The organism is Shewanella sp. 125m-7, assembly GCF_052977045.1.
On sequence record NZ_JBRILQ010000010.1, the window covers coordinates 1 to 17,939 of the forward strand.

Genomic DNA, 17,939 nt, shown 5'->3' on the forward strand with positions numbered 1-17,939 from the left:
CAAAGCAATGAAACGGGTGTTGCTACAGAAGATGATATCGATGACATAGATGCGTTACTTGCAGACTTTGATACTTCAAATCCTGAAGCGAGCGCAGAAGATGATTTAGATGCCTTGCTTGCTGGATTTGAACATAACGATGATCAAGTTGTTCAATTAGAACAAAGCAATGAAACGGGTGTTGCTACAGAAGATGATATCGATGACATCGATGCGTTACTTGCAGACTTTGATACTTCTAATACTAATGATGCTCAATCGGTTAATGATACTGAAGCGAGCGCTGATGATGACTTAGATACATTGCTGGCGCAGCTTGAAGCGGAAGATAAGTCTCAAGATGATGATAATGAGCTAAAAGATATCGATGCACTCTCTGATGAGATGGCAGCAGAGCTTGAACTTGGGTTTGAAATCGCCGCTGAATTAGAGTTATCAACCACAGAAGATACAGAGCAACAACTTGAAAGTGATCTAGACCGCGAGCTTGACGCATTGCTTGCTGACCTTGAGGCGCCAGTCGCTGAGCTTAAAACTGAAGAACAATCAGAGGTTCAATCAGAAAGAGCGCCGATATTAGAACAGCAAGCAGAGCAAGAGTTAAAGGTTGAGCCTACGCCTGAAACGGCGCAAGAGGCTACCGCTGCAAGCATTCAGGATTCAAATAGCCTCGATTTCGAACTCAGTGATTTTGAACCCGAGGTACTTAAATCCGGCGCCGATAGCGCAGAGACTGAAGTTGCTGGCACCAAAGTCGAAGATATGCTTGAGTTCACCCTGCCTGAGGTGGATGTCGAGCCCGCTATTGATGCCGAACTTACTTTAGAGCAAGTAAGCGAAACGGTAACTAGTGATAGAGAAAGTGGTTTCTTCGATGATCTTAAAGGTAATAAAAAGCCAGAGGGAAACTCGTTAGATTGGGAAAGTATTGCCAGTCAAAGTGATATTGCTGCTGATGAAGAATTAGCGTTTTCTGCGTCAAATGAACGGTCAGATGATGAGTTATTAACAGGTTTAACCACTGAAGGTGACTCACAAATATTGCCATTTGAAATCGAAGGTGATGAGGCGTTCTCTCTCTCTGATGATTCTAAGATGACTGTCGATGAAGCCTTAGCGGCACTCGATGCCGAAGAACTGGATGCTAAAGAGTTAGCAGGGAAAGTGCCAGGTAAGAGCGCTGTTGCCATGCATGACCTAACGACTTTCCAAAAGGATAACGGTTTTATTGATATCGATATGCTCTTAAGTGAGGCCGATGAAGATAATGGTGATACCGATCTTTATAAAGAGTTGGATGTTGATATGGGCGAGCTAGACTCACTAATGGGTCACTCACCTATGGTCGATGTCGATGATGAAGAAAACTCGGTTAATGCCAAGTTAGATCTTGCCCGTGCTTACATTGAAATCGATGACAATGACAGCGCAAGAGCTTTGCTTAAAGAGGTTGAGCTAGATGGTAACGACCGGCAGCAGACTGAAGCACTTGGATTACTGAAAGATTTAGTGTAATTCATACGAATAAAAAACGGCGCCTTTGGCGCCTTTTTTATACTTATCGTTTGGCGTGAGTATGCTAGAATCGCCGCCTATTAAAAGATTTCGTTTATCCGACCTGTAAGATGCGATCGCGCAGACAGTCGAATAACAGTTTAACCGAGTTATAGAGGTGTGAGATGCGGGTTGCGCTAGGTATAGAGTACGATGGGAGTCAATATTTCGGATGGCAACGTCAGGCTGAAGTAGACACTGTGCAAGAGCGGCTAGAAAAAGCGCTTTCGATCGTTGCTAATGAGCCTATTGCGGTGCAATGTGCGGGTCGTACCGACGCGGGGGTTCACGCGACGGGGCAAGTCGTGCACTTTAAAACCAATGCAGTGCGTAAAGATACTGCTTGGACTCTTGGCGTGAATGTCAACCTGCCAGATAATATCGCAGTGCGTTGGGTTAAAGTGGTTGATGATGAATTTCATGCGCGTTTTACCGCAACGGCAAGACGCTACCGTTACATGATTTATAATCACCAACTTCGCCCTGGTATTTTACGCAGCGGTGTGAGTCATTACCCTGGTGATATCGACGAAGCAAAAATGCATCAAGCGGCGCAGTATCTACTTGGCGAACAAGATTTTACCAGTTTTAGGGCCGTTCAATGCCAGTCTAATACGCCGTTTCGCTGTGTGCATGAGGTCAACGTTAGCCGTCAAGGCATGTATATCTGCGTTGATATCAAGGCGAATGCATTCCTGCATCACATGGTGCGTAACATTGTCGGCTCGCTATTAGAGGTGGGTTTAGGTAATCAACCCATGGAGTGGATTGAGCAACTGTTAGCACTTAAAGACAGAAATAAAGCGGCGGCAACAGCTAAACCTAATGGTCTGTATTTAGTCGACGTGACATACCCTGAAAGCTATCAATTACCTAAGTTGGCACTTGGCCCATTATTTATGTTGGACTAAGCATTATTTATGGGGTTAAGGACAATCTTAACGGTGAAGGTCTGGGCCTTATACGTTTTAAATGGATAAAAGTTTGTGATTGAACAAGACACATTAAAGCCGGTGGCACCCAAGTCAGGTGCTGCGTTGAGTAACTGGTTAGACTTTTTATTAGCGATTCATCCAACTGAAATTGATATGGGCCTCGCTCGTGTGTCACAGGTTGCCGAGCGTATGGGGCTTATCGACTTAGGTGAAACCAAGATCGTCACTGTCGCGGGCACAAATGGTAAAGGAACCACCTGCGCTATGATTGAAGCTGCATTGCAGTTGTCAGGCCAAACCGTCGGTGTATATAGTTCTCCTCATCTACTTAAATACAATGAACGCGTGCGTATAAATGGTATCGATGCCACAGACACAGCATTAGTTAACGCGTTTGAAGCGATTGAAATCGCCCGCGCTGAGATCTCATTAACCTTCTTTGAGTACGCAACTCTAGCCGGTTTATACCTGTTTAAAGCTGCCAAGCTTGATGTGGTATTGCTAGAAGTTGGCCTAGGCGGGCGACTAGATGCCACCAATATCATCGATGCCGACATTGCTGTTGTGACCTCTATCGATTTAGATCATCAAGAGTATTTGGGTGATACCAGAGAGCTAGTTGGCGCAGAGAAAGCGGGTATTTTCAGAGCTAATCGCCCAGCTATCGTGGGGGAGCCCGATTGCCCAGACTCATTGATTGAGGTCGCAAGTCAAGTTGGGGCGTTACTGTATAAGGTCAATGACGATTTTAGCTACCAGTGCAGTGATAAAGATTGGCATTATCAAGGTCAGCATTTTGATTTCGCTAAGTTGCCATTGCCATTTTTACCTCAGCCTAATGCGGCCACGGTTATTGCGGTACTTGAGCATCTTTGCCCAACTATGGCAGCTGATACGATTGCTAAAGCAGTGGCAGAGACCCAACTTGCAGGACGATTAGAGCAGCTTAATGAATCACCGACAGTGATTGTTGATGTTGCACATAACCCCCATGCGGCACGTTATTTAAAGTCACGTTTAGCAGCCATGCCTAAGGGGCGTTTGATTGCGCTTTGTGGCATGTTAAAAGATAAAGATGCCCGTTCGGTACTAGAGGAACTATCAACCGATGTTGATTTGTGGTTCCTGTGCGACTTACCTGTCGCGCGCGGCGCAACGGCCGAAGAGTTAAACGCGTTTATGCCACACACTGCAGAGGCGTCCACGTATACCAATATGAGTGAAGCTTGGAGCGCGATTAAAGCGCAGTTGCGATCAGAAGATGTGGTAATTGTATTTGGCTCATTTTACACTGTTGCCGGTTTTAAAGATTTGTTTAAGGGAGAGAATCTTGTCTAGTCAATTTCAAAATCGTCTGGTGGGTGTCATCGTTATAGTGGCATTGGGGGTAATATTTTTACCCGATATTTTGGACGGTAAAAAACAGCGCGAAGAAGAGCAGTTTGCTGAAATTCCCCTTAGACCCGAGATCCAAGACAGTCGCTTGCCGGAGCAGAATATCGAAACGGTCGATCTGGGTCAGAACACTCAGCAAGCAGCGCAAGATACGCAATCATCCGGAGACGCTTCTTGGCACATTGCTGAGGAGGACGAACCGGTTGTCGCTAAGGCAAAAGCAGAGGTTAAAACAACACCTAAGCCTGAGCCTAAGAGTGCTGCAAAGCCTAAGGCTGCATGGACGATTCAGCTAGGGAGCTTTAACAATGCGGCCAATGTTGACGGTCTAGTTAAACGTCTTCGCACTAAAGGTTTTACCGCCTATACCTTGCCGACAAAACCTGTTGATGGACAATTAACAAAAGTGTTTGTTGGGCCTAATGTGTCTCAAGACAAACTTCTTGGTATGCAACGTGATATCGAAAAATTGACCAAGTTAAAAGGCCGGGTGGTTGCTTATAACCCAGTCGAAAAATAATAAATTGTGATTGTCTTTGTTTGAGAAAAAGTTATTTCGCCGCGAAAGCGTGAGAAATAACTCTGTCTCTGATAGAATCGCGCCGTCTTAAACCCTATGCTGGATAACCTCTTAAATGGTTTGGATTGATTACGCCATCATTATTGTTATCGGACTATCAACTCTGATTAGTTTGGTCCGTGGTTTTGTAAAAGAGGCCATGTCTCTTGTCGTTTGGTTTGCTGCTTTTTTTATTGCCAGCCAGTTTTACCTCAAACTCGCTACGCATCTTACTCAGATGCAAGATGAAATGGTTCGAAATGGAGTGGCTATCGCCATTTTATTCGTATCAACGCTTATTCTTGGCGCACTCGTTAACTACTTAATTGGCCAATTGGTTTCTAAAACCGGATTGTCAGGCACTGATAGAGTGCTAGGCTTGTGTTTTGGTGCGCTAAGAGGCGCATTAATTGTGAGCGCGTTACTGTTTTTTATGGATGCTTTTACCGGAGCACCCAACACAGATTGGTGGCAGGATTCTACACTCGTGCCCGAATTTGGAGTTGTGATCCAGTGGTTCTTTGACTACGTGGAAAACACCTCAAGCTTTGTACCCAAAATATAAAATGCACTAAAGCATTACTTGGTTTTAGGGAGGGGCATTAGTCTCACCTAAGGCAAAAATATTAAATAATAGAACATCTTACAATGAGGAAGCTTACCCATGTGTGGTATTGTCGGAATAGTTGGCCAGTCATCGGTTAATCAAACCATTTATGATGCACTGACTGTGCTCCAGCATCGTGGACAGGATGCTGCTGGCATTGTGACCGTCGATGGTAATGCGTTTAGATTACGTAAAGCCAATGGTTTGGTGAAAGACGTTTTTGAGCCAAAGCATATGCAGCGCCTACAAGGTAATGCAGGCATAGGTCACATACGTTACCCAACGGCAGGAAGCTCAAGTGCTTCTGAAGCGCAGCCGTTTTATGTTAACTCACCTTTTGGTATTTCATTAGCGCACAATGGTAACTTGACCAATACAGTTGAGTTGCATGAGCGTTTATTGAAACAGCGCCGTCATGTTAATACCACTTCAGATTCAGAGGTGTTACTTAACTTACTCGCGGATGAACTGCAAAACACCACCACTGATGACTTAAGCGCTGACAATGTGTTTAATGCCGTTGCTAAGGTGCATGAGCTGACTCGTGGGGCTTATGCGGTTGTTGCCATGATTATTGGCCAAGGCTTAGTTGCGTTTAGAGATCCATTTGGTATTCGTCCGTTAGTGCTAGGTAAGCATGAAACGGCGTCGGGTACTGAATATATGGTTGCCTCTGAAAGCGTGGCATTAGACGCAGTAGGCTTTGAAGTTATGCGTGATGTTGCGCCGGGTGAAGCGGTATACATCACTCTTGATGGTGAGCTTTATACACGCCAATGTGCTCACTCACCAAGCTACGCGCCATGTATTTTCGAATTTGTTTATTTTGCTCGACCAGACTCAACTATTGATAACATTTCTGTTTATAGCAGCCGTGTCAATATGGGTACCATGCTGGGTGAGAAGATCAACAAAGAGTGGGAAGAACATGATATTGATGTCGTCATCCCTATTCCTGAAACCTCATGTGATATCGCACTTGAAATCGCACGTCATATGGACCTACCTTATCGCCAAGGCTTTGTTAAAAACCGCTATATCGGCCGTACCTTTATCATGCCCGGTCAACAAGAACGTAAGAAGTCTGTGCGCCGCAAACTAAATGCGATTGGTGCCGAGTTTAAGGGCAAGAACGTATTGCTAGTTGATGACTCTATTGTTCGTGGTACCACTTCGGAGCAGATCATTCAGATGGCGCGTGATGCTGGTGCTAATAAAGTGTATTTCGCGTCAGCAGCACCAGAAATTCGTTTTCCTAACGTGTACGGTATCGATATGCCGACCACTAACGAGCTGATTGCTCACGGTCGAGATGTAGAAGAGATCAATGCGCTGATTGGTGCTGACGGGATGATTTTCCAATCGCTCCCCGATCTAATTGAAGCGGTACGTCAAGAAAACCCTAGCATTAAGCGTTTTGAAACCTCTGTATTTGACGGTAAATATGTCACCAATGACGTGGACCAAGAGTACCTAGATTATATTACGCAGTTGCGTAACGATGATGCTAAGGCGAATCGTAGCAAAGATATTGGGACTAACTTAGAGATGCATAACGTTTGCCATCCTTAAGCTAGACGCAACAAATACAAACGCCGAGCAAATGCTCGGCGTTTTTGTGTCTGCTATAGGTCGATGCGGGTTTGGTTAAAGTAGATGCATTGCCCAAACAATCATCCAGCGAGTAAATAGTTGAATTAAATCATTCAATGAGAACTATTCTCAACAAAGTTCACATTCTTTGAACAAGGCATTTAAAATACAGTTGTCTATTAGGGTTTTGTTTGCACCCTTTAACACTTCAAGGTACAGTACTGTTAATTTATACAGTAATGTTAGTCTCGCAGATGATCTTATATATTGCCGAAAAACCCAGTCTTGGAAGAGCCATTGCCGATGTGTTGCCTAAGCCTTTAAAGAAAGGTGACGGATTTATTCGCGCAGCCAATGGTGATTGTGTCTCTTGGTGCGTCGGCCACTTGTTAGAGCAAGCTGAGCCAGACGCATATTCACCTGAATACAAGTCATGGAAGTTTGAGCATCTGCCTATCGTGCCTGATAACTGGAAGATGAAACCTAAAGCTAAGATGCGCGGCCAAATAGCTGTGCTACGTGGGCTTGTTAAAGAGGCGACTCAGTTAGTTAACGCGGGCGATCCTGATAGAGAAGGGCAGTTGCTGGTTGATGAAATTATCGCGCACTTAGGTGTTAAAGGCGCTAAGTTACAGCAGGCACAGCGTTTATTGATCAGCGACTTAAATCCACAAGCGGTAACAAGAGCGCTGGGGCAGCTGCGTTCAAACCGTGAGTTTATTCCATTGTCGACTTCGGCCTTAGCACGTTCTCGCGCCGATTGGCTCTATGGCATGAATATGACCCGAGCCTATACAATCCAAGGCCGGAAAGTGGGTTATCAAGGGGTGTTATCTGTTGGCCGTGTACAAACCCCTGTGCTTGGGCTCGTGGTGCGACGAGATGGTGAAATTGCTGAATTTATTTCTAAACCTTTTTATGAAGTTTTAGCGCATCTGGCTACCGATAACCAAGAGCGTTTTAGTGCTAAATGGCAACCGAGTGAAGCGTGTCAACCCTACATGGATGAAGAGGGGCGGGTACTGGCTAAAGGTTTGGCGCAAAATGTCGTTGGGCGCATCAACGGGCAAAGTGCCACCGTAGAAAAGGTAACGGCTCAAGACAAGAAGCAAAATGCTCCCTTGCCTTATAGCTTATCGGCGCTACAGATTGATGCGGCTAAGCGCTTTGGAATGAGCGCAAAGTCTGTGCTCGATATCTGCCAGTCGCTCTATGAAAAGCACAAATTGATCACCTATCCTCGCTCTGACAGCCGCTATCTGCCTGTTGAGCAACATGGGTTAGCGCCGAGTGTTATTCGCGCAGTATTAAGTGGTGCGAGTGAGCTATTGTCTGGCTGTGATGAGCCAAATGCCAAGCTAAAATCTAAAGCATGGAATGACAAGAAGGTCGACGCTCACCATGCGATAGTCCCGACCGAGAAAACCGCGAATTTATCAATTCTGAGTCAGGGCGAGAAGCAAGTGTATTTACAGATCGCCCGTCAGTACTTAATGCAGTTTTACCCTGCTTATTTGTATAAAGAGACTCAAGTTGAGATCATCATTGCCGGTGGCTTATTTAAAACCAAGGCCAAACAGGAAGCAGCGCTAGGCTGGAAGCAGTTACTTAAGCAATCTGCCAATCAGAAACAAGATAGCGGAAGCTCGAGTGACAAATCGCAGACCGAAGATGGCGAACATCTTGCCAATATCCCAGCGCTTAAAAAGGGCCAAGTTCTGCTGTGCGAGCGTGGCGAGTTATTAGAAAAAAACACCCAAGCCCCAAAGCATTTTACCGATGCGACTTTACTAGGGGCAATGACGGGGATCAGCCGCTATGTCACCGATAGTGAAATCCGGAAAATCTTAAAAGACACCGACGGCTTAGGCACTGAAGCGACGCGTGCTGGCATAATAGAGCTACTTTTTAAGCGCAATTATCTAACCCGCCAAGGTAAATCCATTTTGGCTACCGAGGTGGGCAAAGGCTTAATTAACAGCTTACCGCAAAGCGCGACAACGCCTGATATGACCGCGCTGTGGGAAAATAACCTCGATGCCATTAGCCGTAAAGAAGCCAAGTATCAGAATTTTATGGATCCCTTAGTGAGCTCCTTACAAGGGCTCATTGAGCAAGCTGGTTCACAGTTACCGACTTCTTTACAAGGGGTTAAGTCGCCGGATAGCGGCTTTAAAAAACGTCGTTATAGCGCAAAAAAGCCTGCTACATCTAAATCATCTGCCGTTAGAAAAACGCCGACTAAAAAAACAAGTACGAGTAAGAGAGTCTCTGCTAGTAAGTGATAGAGGCTTTATTGAGGGCGTCGACTTGTTGAACCATTGTACTTAAGTATGGAGTGGCGCAAAGCTAAGCAGATTGGAATAAGGTTAAAGCCAGTTATAACTTACTTATTCCCAAACCATATTCCTAAACTATTTGTTTAAACTGTATTCCTAAATCATCAGCTTGATATCTTGTTTAGTAACTTTCAATTGTGTAACTAAGACCTATGGGTTAGCTTGGCTTTTAACAGTGGTCATGAGGTTAGGCAGATGTTTGATTGGGTTGAAAAAATTGCTTTTAATGAGGCGAGCCCCTTAACGGTGCAGGCGCAAGATACGCAGTTTGGCTTTCACCGTAAGCAGCCTGCTGTGATGGAGCACAGCCATTGGCATGGCCACATCGAAATTAATTACCTGTTTGATTGTTCTGCTGACTATTTAATTAACGGCCAAGAAATCACTGTCCCAGAGGGACGTATGATTATCTTTTGGGCGTCATTTCCCCACCAAATGACCGCTTCTCGCGGAGAAGGCGAGTTGGTTAACATCTATATCCCTTTGCAATCTTTTCTCACTTGGATGCTGCCTAGCACCTTTGTTAGCCAGCTGCTGCATGGCGAGGTCATTGTGTCTGACAGTTTATATGCTTGTGACAAGCAGTTAACACAGATCTGGGAAACCGACATTAAGCGAAATGAGCCGCTGTTGACTAGCCAAGTGATTAATGAGATCCGCGGCCGCATTCGTCGCATGTCAATCGAGCAGTACAGCACCTTTGATTTAGCCAATAAAGTGAGTAAACGTGAGGATAGACCTGTATTTGGTGGCCTAAACCATATTCAAACCATGTTGCGTTATATTGCCGATAACTACGATCAAAAAATTACAATTGAAAATGTTTCAAGCTCAACGGGTTTGCATAAAAACTATGCGATGAAGTTATTTAATCGGGTGATGAAAGTGTCGATTAAGCAATACATTAATCAGCTTAGGCTACAGCACGCTCAAGCACTACTTATTGATACTCAAAGCCCGGTGCTTAATATTGCACTGGAGGCAGGTTTTGGCTCTGTTAGCCGTTTTTACGATATTTTTCAGCGCGAATTTGCCATGTCACCGTTAGAGTTCCGTCGTAAGGTGAGTGGCTGAGGTGATTTTTTAGGAAGGCTTTACGACTTTCTCGTAAGCGAACTTGAGAGTGTTCGTGTTTCAATCAGTTTCAATAACTTCTTTATTATTTTTAATGGTCTACAGATTTTGACTCAAAATTTTGACGGCCGTAACGAATAATAAACTGACTTGAATAACGCAAAACATACGAGAGTTTTATGAAAAAGCTATTTATCACCTCAGCCTGTGCTATTGCCATATTATCTGCCTGTTCCAATGACTCTCAAACTGCAAGTAATGCGAATGTTGAACGACAACCTGACGTATTGCCCGCAGCTGCGCAAGTACAAGACAACAAAGTGTTAAATGGCTTAGCCGCGACCCTAACGGACCGCTGGCAGTTAACTGACAATGGTTTGGTTTGGGATGTACAAGATAGCCATGAAGATCATATCGAGATGAGTGGCGAACAAACATCTGCCATTATCTATTATGGCAGCGATGTTAACGGGAACTTGAGCTTAACGCGAAAGCTGGTGTGGCCTATGCTGCGCACCATTCCAAATGATACTCATGCGAGTCTTATTCATGATTTTCCGTTATCTGTTTCGCCGTCTATTACCGTTAATGAGCAGAGTATTACGCAAGAGAAGCTAAAACAGGCTCGTATCGATGGGCGCCTGTCGCTGACAAGCCTTATTGCTGAAGGTGTTGAGTTGACTCGTATCTTGTCACCAAGTACGACTCAGCCAGTAATGGTTGAAGCCTTGACCTTTGGTAATACTAGCAATGAAAGCGTAAAACTGAGCATTGGCGAGCTCGATTATCGCGTTGAGACTCCAGCTGAAAATGGGGTATATGGTCGTTATCGTATAGAGGCGGCGAGTGACAAATCCGGAGTATTTGAATTAGCAGCGGGTGAGACATTAACGGTTTACCTAGAATTCAAAGCCACTAAAGCTGGGCAAAATCGCGAGTTTGATGCCGCAAGAGAACTTGAACTGCGTCAAGACTATGTGACGAGCTTGAATAACAACCTTCAATTAGTCACCCCCGATGAAAACATCAACAAGATGTTTGAGTTCGCCAAAATTCGTAGCGCAGAATCCATTTTTAGAACTAAGGGTGGTTTGATGCATGCGCCAGGAGGCGGTCGCTATTACGCCGCTATCTGGGCTAACGATCAGGCTGAATATATCAACCCGTTCTTTCCATTTTTAGGCAATGCTGTCGGTAATGAATCGGCAATTAATAGTTTCGAGCATTTTGCTCGCTTTATGAATGATGACGGCAAAGCCATTCCATCTTCTATTATTGCCGAGGGGGATGATATCTGGAACGGCGCTGGCGATAGAGGAGACTGTGCGATGATCGCTTATGGTGCAAGCCGATTTGCACTGGCTTATGGCGATGAAGAGCAAGCTAGGGCGCTACTGCCTTTAATCGATTGGTGTATCGACTTTAGTTACGGCAAGCAAACCAGCGAGGGGGTGATTGCATCGGATAGCGACGAGCTAGAAGGGCGATTCCCAGCAGGTGATGTTAACCTAAGTACCAATATGCTGACTTACGGCGCGCTGATCTCATCGAGTTATTTAAATGAGGAACTTGGGCGTACAGCGATTGCTACAGACTACCAGTTACGAGCCAAGAAGCTGGCACAAGATATCGAAACTTACTTCGGTGCAAATGTTCAAGGCTTCGATACTTACCAATACTATCAAGGTAACGACAAGTTAAGAGCTTGGATTGCACTGCCATTTTCATTTGGAATTTTTGACCGCAAAGATCAAACCTTAGCGGCGGTATTATCGGAGCAGCTGTGGAGTGAAGATGGGATCTACAGTGAGGCGGGCAATAAGACTTTCTGGGATAGAGCAACACTCTATGCGTTTAGAGGCATTTTTGCGGCTCAAGAGACCGATACGGCAATGCGCTACTTTAAGTATTATTCACGTAAGCGTTTGCTCGGCGAGCATGTACCTTACGCCGTAGAAGCTTGGCCTGAAGGTGATCAGCGCCATCTATCTGCTGAGAGTGCGCTCTATGCTCGAGTCGTCACGGAGGGGATTTTTGGTATTGAGCCAACAGGCTTTAAACGTTTTGACGTCGCGCCTTATTTACCTTCAGGCTGGAATAATATGTGCTTGAAGCATATTCGCGCGTTTGAGAGTAATTTCGATGTCTGTGTGAGTCGTGTTCAAGACGCAGATAAAGGCTTTAGCATCACCATTGAGCAGCAAGGTGAGTTGCAGCAGATTAACTGGGACGGACAATCACCTATCAGCGTTAGCCTATAAAGACGGTAAACAGGTTAGGTTAAGTCGTAATGACTTAACCTAATCACCATAAGGCTTTGACACTCCCCTTCGACTCTATTGACTCAAGCTTGCCTACGAGACCGCTATGATTATCCATCCCTATAAATTTGCAGCATTTTTTTTGTTTATTGCCAGTTTGCCCCTTGTGCTATCGATTCCGGTTAATGCCACTAATCTAGCTAATTCCGCTGAAAACACGGTGGCATACACCTTAGCCTCACCCAATGGGCAACTGCAATTACGTGTTTCTCAAGACGCTGAATCAGGAGTTAATTACTCATTAACCGTATCCGGTAAGCCCGTTTTGCAAGATGCCGTCGCCGACATAGTGATTCAAGGCATGCAGGCTAATTTATCTAAGGCAAAACTTGTTGATATGGCGCGAACGAGTGTCGATCGTCAATTACAGCCCCATGTACAGCAAAAGTCTAAATGGGTACATGAGCAATACAATCAATTGGCATTCACTTTTGATAACCAGCTTACACTCACTTTTAGGCTCTTTGATCAAGGTTTAGCCTACCGCTTTAGCACTGAGCAGCGGGGAGAGCTAGTGGTGATGGCTGAAACGGTAGGGATTAATTTTGCTGCTGATCATTCGGTACTGTTTCCCGAAGAGTCCAGCTTTATTAGCCATAATGAACGTTTGTACTTACCTAAAAAGTTATCTGAAATTACGCCTGAGCAGTTTGCTAGCTTGCCGCTGCTTGTTGATGTTGACGCTGATGCCGGTATCAATGTCAAAGGTATTAAACTCGTTATTACCGAAACGGGCTTGAGGGATTACCCGGGGCTATGGCTTGAAGGCAGCAACGCATTAGGCTTTAACGCTCGCTTTGCCAATGTCGTGCTTGATAGTGAACTTAAACAAGACTCTGATAGAAATGAGAATATCCTCAAGCGCGCAGACCATCTTGCTAAGAGAAAGTCGATAGAGCTTGCACCTAAAGCGGGCGTATTTCCTTGGCGAATTTTTGCCATTAGCCAAGCTGATGCTGACTTGCTCACTAACGAGTTGTCGTACTTATTAGCAGATGAGTTAGCGATTGACCCTACATGGGTGAAACCTGGGCAAGTGGCGTGGGATTGGTGGAACGCTAATAATGTGTTTGGCGTCGATTTTAAAGCCGGGATTAACACTCAGACCTATAAGTACTATATCGATTTTGCAGCCAAATATGGCATCGAGTACATAGTACTGGATGAGGGATGGCATCATTTAGACAGCGTGTTAAATGTTGTCGATGATATCGATGTTAAAGAGATTATTGCCTACGGTAAGAGTAAAAACGTCGATGTGATCCTCTGGGTGATCTGGAAGACGTTAGACAATGAACTTGAGCAGGCATTAGCACTATTCGAGCGGTGGGGCGCTGCGGGCATAAAAGTCGACTTTATGCAGCGAGACGATCAAGCCATGGTCAACTATTACTGGAAGATTGCTGAGCAGGCCGCTAAGCATAAACTCTTGGTCGATTTTCATGGCTCGTATAAGCCAGCGGGTCTACGCCGTGCTTACCCAAATGTGATCACTCGAGAAGGCGTGCGTGGTCTTGAGCATAATAAATGGGCCGATTACATCACCGCCGAGCATAACTTAACTCTGCCGTTTATCCGCCAGCTTGCGGGCCCAATGGATTACACTCCTGGTGCGATGGTGAATGCTCAACCCGATAATTTCAGGATTAATTTTAATCGTCCAATGAGTAAAACCACAAGAGTGCACCAGATGGCGATGTATGTGGTGTTTGAAAGCCCATTGCAGATGCTCGCAGATACACCGTCTCATTATTTGCGTGAACACGAAAGCACTGAGTTTATCACCCGTGTGCCAACGGTATGGGATGAAACTAAGGTATTGTCTGCCAAAATAAGTGATCACATTATTATCGCAAGGCGTTCAGGTAAACAGTGGTTTATCGGTGTAATGGGTAACTCAAGGCCACGCGAATTTACCTTGGACTTGAGTTTGCTCGGATTGAGCGAGTCACAGCAATATCAGATGAGCAGTTTCGCCGATGGCAATAACGCCGATAAATATGCCAGTGATTATCAAACTAAGACTGAAACGGTGACAGCAAAGAGTACAATAAATATTACCCTTGCACCCAGTGGTGGATGGGTGGCGAACTTAACGCCGCGCTAATCAGTTTATGTATTAGAAACAAAAAGGGAAGCGCTAGCTGTGTCATTCACAGATTAGGCTTCCCTTTTATCGCTCTATTTATTGCAGTTGAGCGTTTACAAGATAAAGGTTGCGACCTTTGAGTTGAGGTTGTCTGCTCTATCTTTTAGTGCTTGCGCTTGATCCAGATGTGCTAATGCTGACTCAGTAATGTCATCTGTCACATCTTTAATCGCTACCGTGTTTTGGGTGATTTCATTAGTCACCTGAGTTTGCTCCTCGGCCGCAGTTGCGATTTGGCCTGCCATATCTGAAATCACATTAACCGCTTGAGTGATCTCCTCTAGTGCATGGGCCGCGGCATTAACATCAGTAACACTGTCACTGGCAAGCCCTTGGCTACTTTCCATTAATAACACCGCTTTTTTGGTGGTGTTTTGCAAGGTTTCGATAGTGGTGTAGATCTCTTGTGTCGAGTCTTGAGTTCGACGTGACAAGACTCTCACTTCATCAGCAACCACGGCAAAGCCTCGGCCTTGCTCACCCGCGCGAGCCGCTTCGATAGCTGCGTTTAAGGCCAGTAAGTTAGTTTGCTCAGCAATGCCTTGAATGGTTGTTAAGATGCCTGAGATAGCTTGTGCATGAAGATTTAATTCGCCAATCACATTGGTCGCTTCACCGACTTCGTTTGCTAACGAATTAATCGTGCCGCGAGTTTTGTCGACTAAGTCTTTGCCTTCTTCACTGCTGGTGGCAGATTGCTGCGCCGCAGTCGCTGTGTTTTCGGCGTTGGCTGCGATCTCGTGAGTGGCACTGGCCATTTCTGTCACAGCCGTTGCAACCATGGCAACTTCTTGTTGCTGGCGTTGTAACTCATCTACCGTGGTTTGATTGGTCACTAAGCTATGCTGAGCATCACTATCTAGCTCATTGGCGAGTTGACGAATATGGCTGATGAGTTGATGTTGGCTACCAACAAAACGGTTGAAGCTTGTCGCCAATACACCGACTTCATCTTGGGTATCTATTTCAATACGTTGAGTTAAGTCGCCATTACCGTCAGCAATGTGGGCTAAGGCTTGGGACACGCGGCTTAACGGCGCCAGTAATAAGCTTAAGAACCAAGAGATAGCCAGTACACTAAATAACAAAGCGAGTGCTGATAAGCCAAGTTGGGTCATTAGTAATTTACTTAACGGTGCTTCCAAGGTTTCTTTATCGAGAACAAAAATAAGTTCCCAGTCGGTATTAGGGACTTCAGAGCCCCAAACTAACTTGTCAAGGCCTTCACTTTCAAAATAAAGCGGTAATAAGTTACCCGCTTGACGGCTTTTAGACGCAATTTGAGCGTTAAGCTGACGATCGATGTTTTGTATCGGCTGCATCGATTTTGAATGATCTTTATAGGCGATAACGGTGCCATCTTTATGCATCATGATAGCGTAGCCTTTCGCAGGCAACGCCATGTTGTTAACGCTATCAACTAGGCTGGCAATCGATAAGTCGCCGCCGACAACTCCACCTTTAGCAGGCTGCGCCATGGTAACGACAAGAATATTGTAGGCTACATCAATATAAGGCTTAGTTAAAATGGGACCTTGTTTGCTTGTTGCTTGTTGATACCAGCTGCGGCTACGAGGGTCGTATCCTGTGCGGTCGATACTCGGATCAGAATCTAGCATTTGACCTGAGTGAGAGCCGAAATAGGCCAGCTCAAACGGGCCCGAAAGCTTGGTTTGTTGCAGCACGTTTACGCTATCACCGTCAATTTTTGTTGCCATCGCGGCAATCATTCTCTGGCGATCGGCTATCCACTCTTCAATTCGGCCGGCTTGCTGCTCACCGAGTTGACGAACTTGATCGGCGCTGCTTTGTAGTAGTAATTGTTTTTGGCTGGAATAACTTTGCCATGATAGCAATCCAATCACGATGGAAAAGGCTAGCACAACAGATATAAGGATCTTTTTCTTGAGCGAATATGAGTTCATGTAGAGTCTATTTTAACAAGTTAAGTGAATTTCAGGCTTGTAGGCGTTTAAGAGCTAGCTTGATAAAGGGCTAATTGAAACTTAGCCAAATATTTGGTCGACATTTTTACATAAGCTCTAGGTTTAACAAAGTGTTCCCAGAGTGGAACGTAATTTAATTACATTATTTGAGCGCGAGTTGGCATTTTTTAATCATTTTATAGCGAGTTGCAATCACTGATAAAGAGTTGAGTGCAAATTATGTTCGGTTTTTTACACCGTTTTGGTTTGCATCAGCTTGAAAGACATTGTTTTAGAATTTGTTGCAACACTTGGTATCTTGCTGGTAATTGACGATTGCGTTTATAGATAAGGTACATCTGTTCGGTCACTTCATTTATCGGATTATGGATAGAAAGTTGCTGTTTATGTGCAAAGCTTTCAAGGGCGCTTTTTGGTAGTACGGTAAAGCCAATCCCTTGAGAAACAGGAAGTAAGATTTGACTGAGTTGGTTGACGTAACTAACGCAAGGAAGTTTATCGATAATGAGTTCTGCAAATTCAGGTTCTGCGCATTGATCAAAATAAAGTGCTAAGTAGTGGCCAGAGTCTGGATGGTTAACAACACCGCATTCGATGAGTGTTTGTGCGTTGATTTTTTGCCCTTGATAGCGTTTAGGCATGATAAGGCAAAGTGGCTCGCCCCCTAATGGCTCAATATAAAACTCACTGGCACTTGGCTTATGGGTCACGACACCTATATCAATAGTAGACTCGACAATATCTTTGAGGATCTTATAGTTTGGCGCAGCTTCTAAATGGAACGACAGATCTGGATATTGCTGCTGCAGTTGTAGTAGCGCAGGATAATACAAAAGTGCTAAAGAGCCTGAGCAAGACAGGCTGCACTGACCACAATAGGGATCATCAAAACTTAAACTCTCAATTAATTTGGTTTCATGCTGCGCGGCGTCTACCGCATATTGGTACACCAGTCTGCCTTGTTCGGTTATTTCAAACTGTTTATTAAAGCGTTTGATAAGTGGGTGACCGCAGGCTTGTTCAAGCTTTTTAATCTGCTGACTTACCCCCGGTTGCGTCATATAAAGCTTTTCGGCTGTTTGGGTGAAATGACCGACATCAATGAGGGTTTTGTAAGTATGTAACCATATTGGATTGAGCATTGCTTATCCCTTAATTAACGACCTAGGATTTTTAACGGTATCAGTGAATATCTTACTCTGACAACTATAATGATAACTTAATGTTATTAAGGTAATGGAAGATGATAATTTTAACATTTTATGAACGTGAGTGGAGCATACGAAGGATATCGATGCAGCTTGCAAGCTGGCGGCGATAAATAGAAGGGGTTATTGCCGCCTTCTTTTACGGTAATACCATTATGACGATAATAATCAAAGTCGTTACCAAAGTTGTTTTACGGGAGCTGAAAGCGCCTTTTTAGGAATGACTGCCAAGCCCAACTAGCTGAGCATACACATATTA

General features: G+C 44.7%; 12 protein-coding genes. 10 read left to right on the forward strand and 2 right to left on the reverse strand.

Going from position 1 to position 17,939, the window contains the following annotated elements:
• From ACVBIL_RS06690 to ACVBIL_RS06735, 10 genes are all read left to right on the forward strand, one after another.
• Positions 1–1,515 (forward strand): FimV/HubP family polar landmark protein (locus ACVBIL_RS06690; RefSeq protein ID WP_447166204.1); only part of this gene is annotated, 1,515 nt, incomplete at its 5' end.
• A gap of 164 nt (positions 1,516–1,679) precedes the next feature.
• Positions 1,680–2,465: a tRNA pseudouridine(38-40) synthase TruA gene (gene truA / locus ACVBIL_RS06695; protein ID WP_447166205.1), complete on the forward strand. Its 786-nt coding sequence runs from the start codon at positions 1,680–1,682 to the stop codon at positions 2,463–2,465.
• A 75-nt stretch (positions 2,466–2,540) separates the two neighbouring features.
• Positions 2,541–3,827, forward strand: coding sequence for a bifunctional tetrahydrofolate synthase/dihydrofolate synthase (folC, locus tag ACVBIL_RS06700; protein ID WP_447166206.1), 1,287 nt, complete (start codon positions 2,541–2,543; stop codon positions 3,825–3,827).
• A complete protein-coding gene (locus tag ACVBIL_RS06705) occupies positions 3,820–4,404 on the forward strand; it encodes an SPOR domain-containing protein (protein ID WP_447166207.1) in 585 nt (194 codons plus the stop codon). The genes folC and ACVBIL_RS06705 overlap by 8 nt, the downstream gene beginning before the upstream one ends.
• A gap of 115 nt (positions 4,405–4,519) precedes the next feature.
• A complete protein-coding gene (locus ACVBIL_RS06710) occupies positions 4,520–5,008 on the forward strand; it encodes a CvpA family protein (RefSeq protein WP_447162044.1) in 489 nt (162 codons plus the stop codon).
• Between the two features lie 99 nt (positions 5,009–5,107).
• Entirely contained in the window at positions 5,108–6,622 is a 1,515-nt protein-coding gene (purF, locus tag ACVBIL_RS06715) for an amidophosphoribosyltransferase (RefSeq protein ID WP_447166208.1), read from the forward strand.
• A 275-nt stretch (positions 6,623–6,897) separates the two neighbouring features.
• Positions 6,898–8,928 (forward strand): DNA topoisomerase III, encoded by a 2,031-nt coding sequence (locus tag ACVBIL_RS06720; RefSeq protein ID WP_447166287.1) that lies wholly within the window; start codon positions 6,898–6,900, stop codon positions 8,926–8,928.
• A gap of 249 nt (positions 8,929–9,177) precedes the next feature.
• Positions 9,178–10,056, forward strand: a complete 879-nt coding sequence (locus ACVBIL_RS06725; protein ID WP_447162047.1) for a helix-turn-helix domain-containing protein — start codon at positions 9,178–9,180, stop codon at positions 10,054–10,056.
• 179 nt (positions 10,057–10,235) lie between these two features.
• The gene (locus ACVBIL_RS06730) at positions 10,236–12,317 is read left to right on the forward strand and encodes a hypothetical protein (RefSeq protein WP_447166209.1); all 2,082 of its coding nucleotides are present in this window, start codon (positions 10,236–10,238) and stop codon (positions 12,315–12,317) included.
• Positions 12,318–12,423: 106 nt separating this feature from the next.
• A complete protein-coding gene (locus ACVBIL_RS06735) occupies positions 12,424–14,484 on the forward strand; it encodes a glycoside hydrolase family 97 protein (protein ID WP_447166210.1) in 2,061 nt (686 codons plus the stop codon).
• Between the two features lie 95 nt (positions 14,485–14,579).
• On the opposite strand, the gene ACVBIL_RS06740 is transcribed toward ACVBIL_RS06735, so the two are convergent.
• Together ACVBIL_RS06740 and ACVBIL_RS06745 are read right to left on the reverse strand one after the other, a co-directional pair.
• On the reverse strand, positions 14,580–16,451 hold the full coding sequence (locus ACVBIL_RS06740) for a methyl-accepting chemotaxis protein (RefSeq protein WP_447166211.1): 1,872 nt from the start codon (positions 16,449–16,451) through the stop codon (positions 14,580–14,582).
• Between the two features lie 272 nt (positions 16,452–16,723).
• Positions 16,724–17,614: a LysR family transcriptional regulator gene (locus tag ACVBIL_RS06745; RefSeq protein WP_447166212.1), complete on the reverse strand. Its 891-nt coding sequence runs from the start codon at positions 17,612–17,614 to the stop codon at positions 16,724–16,726.
• Positions 17,615–17,939 lie beyond the last annotated feature (325 nt).